The sequence below is a fragment of the Fodinibius sp. Rm-B-1B1-1 genome (assembly GCF_038594945.1).
GTDB lineage: Bacteria > Bacteroidota > Rhodothermia > Balneolales > Balneolaceae > Fodinibius > Fodinibius alkaliphilus.
The window spans coordinates 1578167-1594805 of record NZ_JBCFYD010000002.1 but is presented as its reverse complement, the minus strand read 5'-3'; the positions used below and the strand labels follow the sequence as shown (position 1 = coordinate 1594805).

Annotated in this window: 10 protein-coding genes; 8 read left to right on the top strand and 2 right to left on the bottom strand. The window is 39.7% G+C overall.

Going from position 1 to position 16639, the window contains the following annotated elements:
* The first annotated feature begins 259 nt into the window (after positions 1-259).
* The 3 genes from AAFH98_RS14210 to AAFH98_RS14200 are packed head-to-tail and all read left to right on the top strand — an operon-like array spanning position 260 to position 3464.
* Positions 260-1771, top strand: a complete 1512-nt coding sequence (locus tag AAFH98_RS14210; protein ID WP_342523453.1) for an acyl-CoA dehydrogenase family protein — start codon at positions 260-262, stop codon at positions 1769-1771.
* A gap of 28 nt (positions 1772-1799) precedes the next feature.
* Entirely contained in the window at positions 1800-2486 is a 687-nt protein-coding gene (locus AAFH98_RS14205) for an SIR2 family NAD-dependent protein deacylase (protein ID WP_342523452.1), read from the top strand.
* A 27-nt stretch (positions 2487-2513) separates the two neighbouring features.
* On the top strand, positions 2514-3464 hold the full coding sequence (locus AAFH98_RS14200) for an SGNH/GDSL hydrolase family protein (protein ID WP_342523450.1): 951 nt from the start codon (positions 2514-2516) through the stop codon (positions 3462-3464).
* Here AAFH98_RS14200 and AAFH98_RS14195 read toward each other — a convergent pair whose 3' ends face one another.
* On the bottom strand, positions 3465-4139 hold the full coding sequence (locus AAFH98_RS14195; RefSeq protein ID WP_342523449.1) for a hypothetical protein: 675 nt from the start codon (positions 4137-4139) through the stop codon (positions 3465-3467).
* 71 nt (positions 4140-4210) lie between these two features.
* A complete protein-coding gene (locus AAFH98_RS14190; protein ID WP_342523447.1) occupies positions 4211-4900 on the bottom strand; it encodes an SDR family NAD(P)-dependent oxidoreductase in 690 nt (229 codons plus the stop codon).
* 187 nt (positions 4901-5087) lie between these two features.
* On the opposite strand from AAFH98_RS14190, the gene hisC reads away from it, so the two are divergent.
* From hisC to AAFH98_RS14165, 5 genes are all read left to right on the top strand, one after another.
* Complete coding sequence (gene hisC / locus AAFH98_RS14185; protein ID WP_342523445.1) at positions 5088-6209, top strand: histidinol-phosphate transaminase; 1122 nt, start codon at positions 5088-5090, stop codon at positions 6207-6209.
* Positions 6210-6233: 24 nt separating this feature from the next.
* On the top strand, positions 6234-8327 hold the full coding sequence (locus tag AAFH98_RS14180) for an alpha-ketoacid dehydrogenase subunit alpha/beta (RefSeq protein ID WP_342523444.1): 2094 nt from the start codon (positions 6234-6236) through the stop codon (positions 8325-8327).
* A gap of 142 nt (positions 8328-8469) precedes the next feature.
* Positions 8470-10299, top strand: a complete 1830-nt coding sequence (locus AAFH98_RS14175; RefSeq protein WP_342523442.1) for a sensor histidine kinase — start codon at positions 8470-8472, stop codon at positions 10297-10299.
* Between the two features lie 130 nt (positions 10300-10429).
* On the top strand, positions 10430-13462 hold the full coding sequence (locus AAFH98_RS14170; RefSeq protein ID WP_342523441.1) for a two-component regulator propeller domain-containing protein: 3033 nt from the start codon (positions 10430-10432) through the stop codon (positions 13460-13462).
* Positions 13463-13581: 119 nt separating this feature from the next.
* Positions 13582-16614, top strand: coding sequence for a two-component regulator propeller domain-containing protein (locus AAFH98_RS14165; protein ID WP_342523440.1), 3033 nt, complete (start codon positions 13582-13584; stop codon positions 16612-16614).
* The last annotated feature ends 25 nt before the right edge of the window (positions 16615-16639 follow it).

Sequence of the window (16639 nt, the reverse complement as noted above, 5' to 3'; positions counted from 1 at the left end):
AGCGCCGATGGTACTTCCCTTTGGGAGGAAGCGTAGGTCCCCGCCCGCTCTTTTTTTTATTTATATGTTCGACAAGCAACTGATACGAAAGAAGGTGATCCATACCACGGGTCACCTTTTTTTGTTTTATAGGTAAAAACATTAAATAAGAGGTCTAAAAGGTTTTTACCGAAGTATAAATTCGGTATATTATTCGCTTATAAGAACGTTTATTTAATGGTTAAAACGTTTTTAACTTTTTTTAAACCCTGTTTTTGTTATGGACTTTTCTGATTTTATCAATCAATACAAAAATAAATTACACAACCTCTTTAATGTTAAAGATGATATTGATAAGCTAAGTTTGAATCGTGGCTTACCTGATAAAATTTTTAATGAAGTGATGAACTGTAAGCCGCTTAGTGTTTTTATCCCTGATGAATATGGAGGTCGAGGAGGGGAGACTCATGAAGCTTTAGCAATGTTAGAAGCCAGTTCTTATGAGTCACTTCCACTCTCTTTGATGATGGGGATAAACGGAGCTTTATTTTTGCAGCCGGTTGCAAATTATGGGCAAGAAGAGGTAAAGCAATCTATTTTCGATCGGTTTTTGCATGAAAATAATATGGGAGGGTTAATGATTACAGAACCTGATTTTGGTTCTGATGCTCTTCATATGGAAACTTCCTTTAAAAAGGTGCATAGTGAAGATGGAGATGCTTATAGTATTTCGGGAACCAAACACTGGGCAGGATTAACAGGTGCTGCTGACTTTTGGTTGATTACAGCACGTAAAGAAAATTCCGGTGGCGGTCTTGGTCGCGATATTGGATTCTTTATCCATGATAGTAAGCGAGGTGGCATCGAGGTTGAAGAGTACTACAAGAATTTGGGTTTATATATGCTGCCCTATGGTCGTAATAAAATTGATATCACGGTTCCGGAAGAGTACAAGTTAAAACCAAAATCGATTGGTATAAAAATGATGCTTGATGTCCTTCACCGAAGCAGGTTACAATTTCCTGGGATGGGTATTGGCTTTTTAAAACGATTGATGGATGAGGCAATTACCCATTGTAGAGAACGGTACGTGGGAGGGCAAAGTTTGTTTAATTATGATCAGGTTAAAAAGCGACTAAACAGGTTGCAATCTTCATTTACGATCTGTTCTGCCATGTGTGCATTTACGAGTCAAAATGTCCCGTTAACAAAGGATGTTTCGAATATGGATTTAACTGCAAATGCGATCAAAACCTATACTACGGATTTGATGCAGCAGGCAGCACAGTCGCTATTGCAATTAACTGGAGCTAAAGGATACCGGTTGGATCATATTGCTGGTCGGGCGCTCATTGATAGTCGTCCATTTCAAATTTTTGAAGGATCCAATGATATTTTATATCAACAGATTTCGGAATCAGTGCTTAAAAATATGCGTAAACTTAAGCTTAAAAACTTGCACACGTTTTTAAGTGATTACAAGCTCACAGAAAGAGCTGCAGATTATTTTTCTGAAGTACTTAATTTTAAAATTGATCACACTTTAGCCCAAGATCGCTTAGTTGAGCTCGGACAAATTATAAGCCGAGTTATTTCGCTTGAATTTACATTACGCCTTGGGGATAAAGGTTTTAATAAGGATTTGATTAATAATACGATAGCGGTTCTTCGTAACGATGTTGAACGGATGGTTGTCTCTTTTACCAACGAAAAAACTCCTGAAGTGGTTGAACATTATGAAGAATCGAGCTCTTGGTTGAAATCTATTTTGCCCCAACACGCTCACAGCTAAAAATAGCTTTGTAATCAATACAAATGCTATGGACAAAATTATTGTATTAACCGGTGCGGGGATGAGTGCTGATAGTGGGCTCAAGACGTTTCGTGACTCGGATGGTTTGTGGGAAGGGCATGATGTTCAAGAAGTGGCTACTCCACAAGCATGGGAGCGTGATAAAGAGTTAGTACTCGAATTTTACAATCAACGTCGCAGGCAGGCACATTCTGTTGAACCCAATGCTGGGCATAAAGCATTGGCCCAGTTAGAGGAGGCGTTCGATGTTACAATTATCACCCAAAATGTTGATGATCTACATGAGCGAGCCGGTGCCTCAGATGTGATTCATTTGCATGGAGAGCTATCTAAAGTTCGAAGTGAAGATGATCCATCGTTAATCTATGATATTGGTGGGGATTCTATTGAACTTGGAGACACAGCGGAAGATGGAGCTCAGCTTCGTCCACATGTTGTATGGTTTGGGGAACCCGTTCCTAATATCTCAAAGGCATCTAAAGTTGTTCCCAAAGCAGATATCTTGATTGTGGTTGGAACGTCTCTTGTAGTGTATCCGGCTGCAGGTTTAGTTGACTTAGTGGATCAAGATATCCCCAAATACATCATTGATCCTGCCACGCCAGAACTTAGAACCTTAGAAGGATGGAAACACATTCAGGAGCCAGCAGCCAAGGGCGCTCCAAGACTCGTACAAGAATTATTAGAAAATTAGATAAACAATTTTCAAAAAGGCATTATTATGAGTGACTATAAAGCAAGCAAAGAAGAGAAAGAAGTATTAGAAAATTATCTATTACAGTTTTTAAACCTTGAGAAGCGTTTTCCATTACTCCCAGGTATTAAAAATGAGGAAGCGATAGCCGGGCTAATGGGATTGGAAACCGATGAGTTAAAAGAGCTTCGCGATCGTTTTTCTTCTAATGCCAAGGAAGCAGCTATAGAATTGCTGGAAGATGGCGAAGTTTCTGAATGGATCCATGAACTTCCTTTTGAGGAGGGAGATACTATTGTAGCCATCGGCGATTCCCTGACAGATGATCTGCAGAGCTGGTTTAACATTTTTGAGCAGGTATTGACCATTGGACTGGAAGATGCCGATCTGACATTTGTTAATAGTGGTGTTTCTTATGATACCTCTACGGATGCGTTGAAACGGTTAAATCGTGATGTGTTAGATCATGATCCTGATTGGGTGATTGTAGCATTAGGGACTTTTGATGCCCAGCGTTTACATGTTTCTCCTGACCGAACGCTTGTTTCGCTGGCTGATTACTGGGAAAACTTGAATACAATTGAGACTGTAGTTAATGATGTGACGGATAACCCACTTATTTGGTTGAGTCCACCTCCCGTAATTCCAGAAATGTTGCAGCAGATGCGACTATTTCACTTTGATCTCTCGGAAGAAGATTTAAGCCAATACCGGGAGATTTTAACTGGAAAGAAAGGATATATTGTTGATCCTCTTGGAGAGCGGATGATGGATCCGGATGACAGCGTAGAAGAGCAGGAGGAAGAAAAACCGGGACCAGCAGCATGGAATTATTTGAGTGATGGGTTGCATCCATCTCTTTCCGGGCATTCTAATACAGCCAAAGAGCTTATTCGTTATCTTGCATTGGCTAAAGAACCTGAAGAAGGAGCACAATTCGATACCCCAGAAGATTATGAGGGAACAGAAGAAGACTAATTAGAGATTTACCTGCAGCTCTACCACATTTATGGCAGGTTGGTAGCTTTTTTGGAACTTGTTAGCTGAGAGTTCTTTCTGTTCAATAATTTGGGGATTTATGAGACCCACTTCAACAGATTTATGGGCATTGCTGTAAGAAATAACACCTCCTACAGAATGGCTGGAACGCCTTAATGAAGCCCGAAGATTGGCAGGCCGTTGCGAAAGTACAAAAGCATCAAAAAGACCAAAGCCAAATCCCAGCCAAGCACCAGTGCCAGCTCCATATTGCAATCCTTTTGCAATACGTTCTTTGGCAATAAGTGTAATAGAGCTGCCCACTACCATGCCACCGGCAGCACCATAAATGGTATCAAGCAGAACAAGTATTGAGCGATTGGTGCCGTCATTGAAGGTGCCGGAAATATAAAATTGTTGCCCTTGACTCACTTGAGACATATCGTAAGCTCCCATTCCAATTCCAACCAAGGTTCCGGTTCCTAGCCCAACTTCTACTGGACGGTATTCATTAGAGTTTTGGAGTGCCATGGTTGCACCACCCAAGAGTACCCCATTCATAGCTCCATTAAGCGTGCTGCTACCCAAAAGCTCAATAGATTGTGCTTGAAGTACGTTGTTGGATATCTGAATACCGAAGGCAATAACCAGTAATAGCACTAAATGTTTTTTCACGGCTCTTGATTTCTATCTGATTAAAATTACGGGGTAATGTAGAAAATATAGAGTAAGAATCCCACTTATCACTATTCGGGGTCTTCCAGCGCAACAGGGAGTATTCTTCCATTGTAAAATGCGCTTGCTTCGACTGCAAACTTAGCGATGTAGCTGCCCATATCGCTTGCGGAGAGAGGAGCTTCAATGCCAGGAAAGGCCTCTTCCAGCATCTCTGTTTGTACAGCTCCAAGACACAATGCATTGGCTTTAATATTTTTATCTGATAATTCAACAGCGAGACATTCAGTTAAAATACTTAATGCTCCTTTCGATACGCTATAAGCAGCAAGACCGGGAAACTTGGTACTTCCTTGGAAACCGCCCATGCTACTAATATTTACAATATGAGCATCACGATTAAATTGGGGCAATAACTCTTTGGTAATGTGAATAGCACTAATCAAATTGCTTTCAATCTGGGAGCGCCAGTCATCAAGTGTTAAGTCTTTGAACGATTTATTGATAAGTGCACCGGCATTGTTGATCAATATATCAACACCAGAAAAATCATTCACTAAGTTAACAAGAGTACCAACGGCGTTCTGATCAGTAAGATCAGTCGGTATTGCAGTGATATTTTCTGAGGTATTTGCTAATTCCTGAAGCGGTTGTTTTGATCGTGCAACAGCAATAGTATGGTAACCATCTTGAGCAAGGTTTTTAGAAATTTCACGACCAATTCCCCGGCTTGCACCGGTAACAATTGCAACTTGTGACATAGGATAAAGTTATTTTTTGAATGAAGGTACAAATCCCAACGAGACCTTACAAAGGGTAATGATTTTTTAAAAGTTTTGCGCTGCTTAGCGTTGTTAAAGTGGCCTAATTTATTCATATTTATAGCCGAATTTGCGACTGTAAAATCTTTGTATTAATTCTAATTGACAGGTTTTTATTAAGGTAATTATGGCTGATTCGAACCAACGTCCCTTGGTGCCGTTTAATATTCGAGATTTATCTCCATATGTGGCAGGTAAAACAATTGCCGAGGTGGAAAAAGAGTATCAGCCACCGCAAATATCAAAGTTAGCTTCTAATGAAAATCGATTAGGATGCAGCTCAAATGTTAAGCACGAAGTGGTGAAGGCAATGCAGGAGATTCAGGATTATCCCGATCCTATAGCTCGTCAGCTGCGAGATGTATTGGCCGATTTAAATAACGTTAATCCTGAAAATATAATGATTGCGGCTGGATCTGAGAGCGTTATTGCCAATTTATGTCGTACCTTTTTTCTAAATAATGAAGAAACCATAACTGCCGACGCTACGTTCGTCGGTTTTTTTGTTCAAGCAAATATTCGGGGGGTCTCGGTAAAGAAAGTACCGGTCACCGAAGATTATCGGTTTGATTTGGATGCGATGGCCGAAGCGATTACGAATCGTACCAAGATGGTATATATTGCCAATCCCAATAATCCAACGGGAACGTATATTACGGATTCGGAATTTGAACGATTTATGCGAAAAGTGCCTGATGATGTATTGGTAATTATGGATGAGGCCTATTTTGAATATGCTAAAGAAGTGTCCGACTATCCTCATTCGTTAGACTATGGCTATGACAATGTGATAACGCTACGTACCTTCTCGAAGGCTTATGGGCTGGCGGGTTTTCGGATTGGTTATGCTATTGCTTCCGAAGATATTATTGCCAATATGATGAAAACGAAACTTACCTTTGAGCCAACAACTCCAGCTCAAGCAGCGGCTTTGGCGGCCTTGGGCGATCAGCGTTTTCTCAAGAAAAGCAAGGATGTGGTTGAAAAAGGTAAGAAACGCCTCTACAAATTTTTTGAGAAGCACCATGTTGATTATGTGCCGTCTATTTCGAATTCTGTGTTGATGGTTTTATCCACCGAAAAGCAAGCTACGGATTTTACACAGGCTATGCTCCAAGAAGGAGTGATCTTGCGACAGACAAACGCTTTTGGGTTGCCAAATTGTGTTCGGATCACAGTCGGGCGTAAAAAGGAGATGGAGCATTTTGAACATAGTTTTGAGAAGGTAAAGAATTCACTGGAATTTTAAAGCAAGACCAAAGATCTGCGATTTATGTCCACCGAGAAAAAAGAAATGCCCGAAGTAATTTCATCCATTGATTGGAAGTGGCTGGCTAAACTCATGCTTACCTCCCGGGCTATGGATGATAAAGAGGAAAACGAGTTAGTTCCGAATAAAGATGTCTTGTACCAGTTTTCGGCACGGGGACATGAGCTCGGTCAAATATTATTAGGATCGCAATTAACACATCAACACGATGCGGCCAGTGCCTATTATCGATCACGACCACTTATGCTTTCATTGGGATTAAGTTTAGAAGATGCCATGGCTGCTCCCATGGGTAAGTCCGGGGGATATAGCGATGGCCGCGATATTGGAGTAGTGTGCAATAAACCGGGTCTCGATGGTCCAACCGTATTGCCAATGGCCGGTGACGTGGGATCGCAATATACTCCAGCTATCGGATGGGCGCAGGGCATCCAATATCATCAAAATGAGCTTGAGGAAGGAGAGTATGACCGGGCGATCTCAGTTGTATTGGGGGGCGAAGGTTCGGTAGCGACTAATGGATTCTGGTCGGCATTGACGATTGCCACAACCCAGGATTTACCCGTACTATTTTATGTTGAAGATAATGGGTACGGTATTTCTGTGCCGGGAGAATTTCAGACCCCGGGAGGAAATATTGCTAATAATCTGTACTCCTTTAAAAATATTCGCATTTTTGATGGAGATGGAACCGACCCGGTTGAGGCTGCTGATCTTATTAATCAGTCTGTAAATTATGTTCGTGACCGAAAGGGACCAGCATTGATACATCTCACTATGCCTCGGTTAAACGGGCACTCTTATCAGGATAATCAAGCCTATAAACCGGAGGAGTTGATTCAAGAGGAGCAGCAAAATGATCCGCTCGATTCACTTAAATCATTTTTGGTGCCTGACCGGTTTTCGGATGATGACTGGAATGAGTTTAAAGATAACGCTGAACAGGATATTGAAGAAGCTAGTGAAGCAGCGTTATCTCGTCCTGCGCCTGATGCTACAACGACAAAACGATACGCTTTTGCTGAAAAAAAGGAGGATGGCAGCTTAGACACACAACTGGTAGGTGGGTTAGCGCCTTCGAAGCATACCTTTCCGGAAAGTTCAGAAGCGCCTGAACCCGAAAAGCAACGTATTAATATTGTTGAAGCTATTCGCAGGACGCTGGACTACGAACTCGAAACCAATCCAAAGGTGATGGTTTTTGGTGAAGATGTGGGGGCCAAGGGAGGAGTTCATGCCGCAACGATGGGACTACAAACAAAGTATGGTGATGAGCGTGTTTTCGATACCAGTTTATCGGAAGAGGGAATTATAGGTCGTTCTGTGGGACTTGCGTATTCAGGACTCATGCCGGTAGCTGAAATTCAGTTTCGCAAGTATGCTGATCCTGCAACGGAACAGCTAAATAATTGTGGTACAATTCGCTGGCGCACAGCCAATCAATTTGCTGCGCCAATCGTGGTACGCATGCCCGGCGGATTTGCCAAGTGTGGAGATCCTTGGCACAGTCTCAGTAACGAGGTGTTTTTTGCTCATGCTGTAGGTTGGCAAATTGTAATGCCCAGCAATGCCCAAGATGCTGTTGGGTTACTCCGGTCTGCTATGCGTAGCAACAATCCAACCGTTTTCTTTGAACATCGCAATTTACTTGATGCGAAGTATGCACGTAAACCGTATCCCGGGGATCATTATGTAGTTCCTATTGGCAAAGCGAACATGCTACAAGAAGGAGAGGATCTTACTATTGTTACTTGGGGTGCAATGTGCGAGCAGGTAGAAAATGCTGTTAGCAAGATGGATGTATCAGCTGATATAATTGATTTAAGATCAATTATGCCGTGGGATAAACAAGCGGTGCTTGAATCCGTCCGACAAACAAATCGTTGTTTGATTGTGCATGAAGATACCCAAACGGCTGGATTTGGTGCCGAAATAAGTGCGGTGCTTTCACAAGAAGCATTTAAGTATTTAGACGCACCCATTGAACGATTAACTATGCCCGATATCCCTGTTCCATATAACGTTGGATTGATGGATTCGGTATTACCTACCTCTGATAAAATTATTGATAAAATAGAATCACTGGTGGCATTTTAAATATTAACTTTCTTAATAGCATAATTATAGCTTCTTTTTATAATAGTTGTTCGAAGTTGGTGTAGCAGCTTAGATAGAGTTTGAACTGCTTCTAAGAAGGTTTGAATAATTTTAACGGGTACTCTGTAACGGTATTTCTATTATGAAACTAAGTACCAAGCTGATAGGTAGTTTTGTAATTGTTGTCCTATTTATAGGTGGTATTGGGTTGGTATCTTCTTATTTGAATGATATAGTCAAGGATCAAGCAACAGCTGAAAGCAATAAAGCTATTCAGGAAATTACAGTAGCTGGAGAGCTGGAATTACAATTATTTCGAAGTTTGACGAGAACCCAGTATTTATTAGAAGATAGTTACCGCGAAACTCTTTCAATGAATTATGACCGGAGCAGCACTGAGAAAGAAGTACAGATTGCGGAGATTAATAAAGCTCTTGAAGGGTTTGAAGATGGTTTGGATGAGCTGCGAGGGCTTATTAAAACAAGTCCACCAGATATTTTTGCAAATTCTTTAGATACCAATGGTATCATTAATTTGATAGATAAGATAGAGCAAAGGTATCAAAATTATGCCGCTCTGTTAAGTCAATTCCAAGTCATGGGTTCTGAAAATTATGAAGATCGCAAAGAGTTTTTTACGGTCACTATTGAGCCCTATTTTCGCACTAATTTACTTCCTCTGATCGAGCGGTTTAGAAATCATATCCAGGATAGTCATCAGCAAAAAATAACCCAGTTGAGTGTTCATCTTGATCGGATTAATAATATACTCATTGGGGGGACTGTAGTTGCCCTTTTAATTGCTATTGTACTTGTATTTTATATTTATCGTTCGATTGCAAATCCCATTTCCAAAATAGCTGCGGCTGCCGAGAGTTTTGGAAAAGGCAATATGGATAGCAGAATTGATTATGATTCGAATGATGAATTAGGTCAGCTTAGTAATACCTTTGACCGGATGGCTGAGAATTTGAGTAAAACGACAGTATCGCGGGATTATGTGGATAGCATTGTTGAGGCAATGGCTGATTTGCTGATTGTAACGGATGAAGATTTTCGCATTCTGCGAGCTAATTCTTCGGTCTTGCAAATGCTTAATTGTGATGAGAGTGAACTGTTGGGCAAGTCAATTCAATCGATATTTCAAGAAATTCCCGGGGAGATATGTAATGAGCATACCGATGTACACGGCAAGACATACGCAGGGGAAATAGCTACTAATGGAGAACAAGTCATTCCTGTAAGTATCTCAAGAGGTACTATAGAAGATAAAAGTGGTAATATTGAAGGGCATGTTTTTGTGGCAAGTGATATTACGGCCCAAAAGAAAGCCCAGCAGAAAATTTCGGAATCGTTGCGTGAAAAAGAAGTGTTATTGGCCGAAATACATCACAGGGTGAAAAATAATTTGGCTGTTATATCAGGTTTATTACAGATGCAGATGTGGGAATCGGAAGATAATAGTGCACAGAGAGCCCTGCAGGAAAGTCATCTTCGGGTACAAAGTATTGCCTTGGTTCATGAAAAGTTATACCAGTCAGAGTCGTTATCATATGTAGAATTCGACCGTTATGTATCTGACTTGTTGGATGCAATCGGGGAAGTATATTCAACCGACTATGCTGATATTGAAATCCAATCACAAATAAAAGGTATTACACTTAATATCAATCAAGCAATACCGTCGGCACTTTTGATTAATGAATTGGTTATTAATGCTTTTAAATATGCATTTGATGAGGGAGAGGATGGTATTATAAAAGTATTGGTCGAACAAGAAGACAGCGATATTATGATACAAGTGAGTGATAATGGAAAAGGATTTGGTGATAAAGAAAAAGATATCGAATCGTTAGGCTTAGACCTTGTAAAAACGTTGGTAGCCCAATTAGATGGGGACTTAAATTATTCAAGTAATAATGGAGCACATATTGAGGCCTTTTTTACTGCTGAGCAACAACGTGGAGTCTGAAAACGATTAATATTTTTATAAAAAGTTTATTTTGAGGATATTACCCCGATTTACGTATTTGGGGTAGTTTTAAGGCCATTGGTAAATCCTATCAGTTTTATATTACAGTCGGTTTAATTACATGTGAGCTATGGTTATTAGAAAACTATTTATTCTATCTTTTCTATACCTATTTTTTGCAGGAAGTATGTATGCTCAGCAATATAATTTAAATACCTACTCCGTAAATAAAGGGCTCCCACATCCAAAAGTACACGAGGTGTTGCAAACATCGGATGGATTTATTTGGGCCGGTACCTATGGTGGAGGGCTTGCGAAATTTGATGGGTATGAGTTTTCGAGTTTTACAAACGATGATGGGTTAAAGGATAGCAGTGTTGAAACCCTTTATGAAGATTCTTCGGGAACGCTCTGGATAGGGACCTATAAAAGTGGGGTGGGTAAAATGGTGGCTGATTCTATTGTCTACCCATTTGATAGTACGGCTTTAAGTTATTATACCGTATTGAATATTACCGAGGTTCGGGAGAAAGGAGAGCTTTGGTTTGGGACCGAAGAGGGAGGGTTTTTTATCTATGATGGAGAGAATATTAAGCAATATACTACTGAAGATGGGTTGCTTTTCGATACTGTTTGGGATTTTTGGGAAGATAGTAATGGTGATATATGGATTGCGACGCAACGCGGTATTTCAATTTTTGATGGAGAATCATTTTCGTCTCTTTCTGAAGAGGATGGATTCCATGCCGAGAAGGCCTTTACCTTTTTGCCTCATGAAGGGAACTTATGGATTGGTACTGATAATGGTGTTTCCATATGGAATGGTAGTACGTTTTCATCAATTGAAGACGTTAATGATGCTGAGATAGGATATGTAATGGATATTGTTGTTAACTCCTCTGGGGGGGTATGGTTGGGGAGTTTGCAGAATGGAATATTCGAAATATCTGATACTACCAGTCGTCATTTAACAAGAAAAAATGGATTGAGCAGTAATGGGATTTATGATTTTCATAAAGATGATCAAGGCAATATCTGGATCGGTACTAACGAAGATGGGATTACACTATATACTGGAGATAACTTCAAGTTTTTTAGCGAGGAATCAGGTTTAGGATCGTCTTCTGTATTAAGTCTTTATCAAGACAAGAGGCAGAATACGTGGGTTGGTACTTACAAAGGAATTTATAAACATGATGGGGATGGTTCATTCAGTCATTTAGCATTCCCTGATGAGTACGATGAGCTCGGGACAATTTGGGATATAGCTTCATTTAGTAATGGCAATATGCTTTTTTTAATGCCCAATGATGCCATTTATAAATATGACGGGAATGAGTTTCAGAATTTTTCAAAGAGAAACGGTTTTGATTACTGGTTTACTTATGATCTCTATATTGATCAAAATGATGGCCTTTGGGTTGGAACCAACGAAGGTCTTTTTAATTATAGAGACGGGCAGTTAGAACATTATACTATCGAGGATGGTCTTGGAGGCAATGTTATTTTGCATATCTATCAGCAGGGAGATAACTATTGGTTGGGTACTCGAGATGGATTAAGCAAGTTCGATGGTTCAACATTCGTAAATTATATGCCCGATGATGGTTTAGCACATAAAGAGGTAACATATATCACATCTGATGGGGCCGGGGATTTATGGGTAGGAACAGCTGGTGGAGTTAGTCATGTTGAGTTGGACGATGATGATAATATTCAAAACATAACCAACTTTGGAAAAGAGGATGGATTAGTTTTAACCACTACGCAGTTTTTATGGTTTGATCGATTAGGAAATTTGTGGCAGGGTACCAATGGGGGAATTCATAAGTTCCATGTACCAACCTATCGTGAAGAGGGCAGAATGGAAATTGCGCATTATCGATTGTCAAATCAGGGTATTGGTGTTGAAACCAACCACAAAGCAGTTTTACCAATAGATAGTTCTACTGTTTGGTTTGGCACTATGAATGGGATTCTGGAAGTTGATACAGAAGATTTGCATCAACCGGATTTAGCATTGCCTGTTTATTTTACTAAGATCGAAAAAAACTCAAATCGTATCGAAAAGAGCTCAGCGATAAGTGATTTTTCTTATCAGTTTGGTCGTCCTTTGTATGAGAATATTGAATTTTCATATGGACAAGATACGTATGGTTTTGAGTTTTCAGCCTTGGCATTTGGAGATTATGGAGACATTACATATCGATATAAGTTAGAAGGATTTGAAGAAAAATGGTCAGAACCATCGGTGATCAATAAAGCAACATATACGAGCTTAGCCCCTGGAAATTATAAACTCATTGTGCAGGCAAGAATAGGAGAGGCAAGTTGGGAGAATAATCAAGCAAGTATTGCATTTTCTATTGCTCCTCCATTTTGGCGCGCCTACTGGTTTTATGCTTTGGTGGCTTCGTCAATAGTAGTATTAATTTATGGATATATTCAATTTAGAGTTAATAAACTCGAAAAACGGGAGCTGGAAAAAAGAGTCGATCGACAGACCGAGCATTTAACCAAAGCCCTTGAAGAAAAGGAGGTATTAATAAAGGAGATACACCACCGGGTAAAGAATAATCTGGCCGTAATTTCAGGATTGCTTGAGTTGCAGATGGGGCATGCCGAAAATAATTTTGTAAGTCGGGTGCTTTCCGAAAGCCAGCGGCGTGTGCAGTCGATTTCAATGATCCATGAAAAACTGTATCAAAACGAACATTTGGCTGAAATCGATTTTGAAAAATATGTAAAAGAACTTGTCGATATTGTAGCCTATTCATTCAGTAATCCCAGTAAAGATATTTCGGTAAATATCGATATTGATAATTTTAAATTAGGTGTTGATCAGGGTATTCCTTGCGGACTTATACTCAATGAGGTAGTTAGTAATGCTTTTGAACATGCTTTTATCAATCAAGACTCGGGAACCATTAATATTTCTATCTCACTCATTGGGGATAAGATGTTACGGCTTACTGTTTCTGATGACGGTACAGGTTTGCCCAAAGATTTTCGAGATAAAGAACAGGAGAGTCTGGGTCTTACTCTTGTTGAGACATTAGGAGCACAGCTCATGGGAACGATAGATTGGAAAAATACTGAGCAAGGATCATTATTTGTGTTGGAATTCGAAAAAGAGCAACCATCAATAGATCTTCCGGCCTGATTATTTAGTGATGTCCTGGGAGGATTTAAATCTCTTGCCTTCAATTTATTGATTTACATATTGATTTTCTGTTTTATGTGATAGAAGGGCCTCATCTACAGGACAAGAAATTACATCTAATGTATATTAAACAATTATGCTTCGGCTGTATATGCCTACTATTTCTTCCTTTGTTAGGGTACAGTCAACATTATAACTTTAAGACCTATTCTGTTGATAAGGGATTACCACAATCACAAGTCCATGATATCGTACAAACACAGGATGGATATATCTGGATGGCCACCTATGGTGGAGGGCTGGCTCGTTTTAATGGCAATTCATTCACAACCTATACCAGAGAGGATGGATTAAAGAATGACCTTGTTGAAGAATTATTCGTTGATTCGAAAGATGATTTATGGGTTGCCACCGATGGAGGGGGAGTGGCTAAATTTGAGGGCGATAGTTTAGTATATCCAATAAAAAATGATTCGCTGAATTCTTATGCTGTAACAACTATTGAAGAATCCAGGGATGGAGGTATATGGTTTGGTACATATAAGGGAGGTATTTTCGTCTTAAAAAATGAGGAGATAGTCCGATATACAACAGCAGAAGGACTTTCTTCTAACAGTGTATGGGAACTCCATGAAAAAAAGGATGGGGATATTTTAATTGCAACGGCTAACGGCATGTCGGTTTATGATGGTGAAAACTTTGCCAGTTATTATAAAAAAGATGGACTGGCAGGAAATACCATCTATAACTTTTCGGAAATAGAAAAAGACGAGATTTGGATTGCTACAAATCGTGGTATATCAGCATGGGATGGAGAAGAGTTTAATTTTGTACAGAGAGAAAATGGTCCAACCAAGAATAATTTTATTTATGAGATAATAAAGGCTGCAGACGGTACTATTTGGGCGGCAACAAGAGATAATGGACTCTTTCTGTTTGAAGATGATAGCGTGACTCAGCTCACCGAAAAAAATGGACTCAGTAGTAATTACATTTATAAATTATTTGAGGATGCTGATAATAATATTTGGGTTGGAACCGATGAAGACGGGGCAAATTTATATCGTGAGAGTGGCTTTGTTTTTTATAATGAACAAACAGGGTTATCGAATAACGAGATATTGAATGTTCACATCGATGAAGAGAATATTCTTTGGATGGGAACAACCAGTGGGATTGCGTCTTTTGATGGAGAAATTTTCAAAGATTATGAGTTGCCTGGGATGTTTGATAATAACCATATCTGGAATATTACCAGCTTACCTAATGGTAATAAGCTCGTTGCAATGCCAGATAGTACGTTAAAAGAATTCGATGGAAATACATTCAATGATTTTTCTGCTGAGTACGGATTAGAAAAATTATTTATTTATGATTTGTTGATTGACCGATCTAATCTATTATGGCTTAGCACGGATAGTGGTCTTTATAGCGTTAATCTAAATAGCCACGAAGTTGAACATTTTTCTGAAAATGATGGCTTGGCTAATACGAGAGTATTTCATGTTTATGAGGATAGTAATGGACGAAAATGGATTGGTACCTACTATGGGTTAAGTATACTTCAGGACGGGGATTTCACTTCTCTCAACATTGATGATGGGTTGCTCCATAGCCAAGTAAACTATATCACCGAAGACAATAAGGGGAATATCTGGATTGGTACTCGAGGAGGAGTTTCGGTGTTAAAAGGCGTTGTAAATAATGAACCCACAGAAATTAAAAACTTTACCAAGGACGATGGGATGGTTCTTTTAAATACCCACTTCTTATGGTTCGATGAGCAGGGTTATCTTTGGCAGGGAACTAATGGCGGGCTCCAAAGATTAGATGTGCCATCATATTATGAGACCGACTCAATGCGTGTTACTCATTATCCCCTGACAGATGAAGGAATTGGCATGGAATTTAACTTTCAGTCGCTGGCTGCTTCCAGTAAAAAGCATGCCTGGATGGGAGGTATGAAGGGGGTAGTGTCTATTACGCCAGAAAATATGGAGGAAATATCAATTACAGATTTGAATATCACGGATATTAAGGCGAACAGTTCACGTGTAGACTGGTCGCAATATAGTGAGGAGCTAGACTATCAAAATGGAACACTTGATTTTCCTTCTATTGAATTCTCTTCAGACAAAAATATTTTCGAGTTTACATATCATGGTATCTCATTTACTACGCCAGATAATGTAACGTACCGCTATAAACTTGAAGGCTTTAATGAAGAATGGTTGCCTGAAACCCAGGATAACTCGGCAGTCTTTACAAATTTAGATCCGGGTAATTATACCTTTGTTGTTCAAGCCAGAAATAGTAACTCTCAATGGAAAAATAATCAAACAAGTTACAGCTTCTCTATTGCAGCTCCGTTTTGGCGCACCTACTGGTTTTATGCCTTGATAGCTTGTTCGGTTACCGTACTTATTTATGGGTATATACAATTTCGAGTTAACAAGCTTGAAAACCGAGAGCTTCAAAAAAGAGTAGACCAACAAACAGAGCATCTGATGAAGGCCTTGGAGGAAAAAGAAGTATTAATTAAGGAGATTCACCACCGGGTTAAAAACAATTTGGCGGTAATTTCGGGCTTGCTTGAATTGCAGATGGACCAAGCAGACAATGGATTTGTCAACCGTGTACTCTCCGAAAGTCAGCGCCGGGTGCAATCGATATCGATGATCCACGAAAAGTTGTATCAAAATGAACGTCTTGCTGAAATAAACTTTGAAAGATATGTGCGTGAGCTGATTGAAATTATAACCTATTCTTTCAGTTATCCCGATAAAGACATCAATGTGAACTTCAATATCGACGATTTTAAACTTGGTATTGATCAGGGGATCCCATGCGGGTTGATATTGAACGAGGTGATAAGTAATTCATTTGAACACGCATTTACCCAGCAGGATGCCGGGAAGATTGATATTACTATTAATTATACAGGCTCAAACATTGAGGTAATGGTAGAAGATAACGGTAAGGGCCTGCCCGAAAATTTTGAAACTCAAGAACGAGAGAGCCTGGGAATTACTCTTATTGATACATTAAGTCAGCAATTACAAGGCTCCTATACACTACGCGATACAGGTAAGGGCACGTTTTTTAAATTGATGTTTGAAAAAGAAGAAACGGTTGTTGATATCCCGACGTAAGCAGGTCAATAGATTGCTTCTCTTT

Bases quoted from the DNA above. Each gene is read 5' to 3' on its own strand.
- AAFH98_RS14210 (WP_342523453.1), top strand. From the start codon at position 260: ATGGACTTTTCTGATTTTATCAATCAATACAAAAATAAATTACACAAC.
- AAFH98_RS14205 (WP_342523452.1), top strand. From the start codon at position 1,800: ATGGACAAAATTATTGTATTAACCGGTGCGGGGATGAGTGCTGATAGT.
- AAFH98_RS14200 (WP_342523450.1), top strand. From the start codon at position 2,514: ATGAGTGACTATAAAGCAAGCAAAGAAGAGAAAGAAGTATTAGAAAAT.
- AAFH98_RS14190 (WP_342523447.1), bottom strand. From the start codon at position 4,900: ATGTCACAAGTTGCAATTGTTACCGGTGCAAGCCGGGGAATTGGTCGT.
- hisC (WP_342523445.1), top strand. From the start codon at position 5,088: ATGGCTGATTCGAACCAACGTCCCTTGGTGCCGTTTAATATTCGAGAT.
- AAFH98_RS14180 (WP_342523444.1), top strand. From the start codon at position 6,234: ATGTCCACCGAGAAAAAAGAAATGCCCGAAGTAATTTCATCCATTGAT.
- AAFH98_RS14175 (WP_342523442.1), top strand. From the start codon at position 8,470: ATGAAACTAAGTACCAAGCTGATAGGTAGTTTTGTAATTGTTGTCCTA.
- AAFH98_RS14170 (WP_342523441.1), top strand. From the start codon at position 10,430: ATGGTTATTAGAAAACTATTTATTCTATCTTTTCTATACCTATTTTTT.
- AAFH98_RS14165 (WP_342523440.1), top strand. From the start codon at position 13,582: ATGTATATTAAACAATTATGCTTCGGCTGTATATGCCTACTATTTCTT.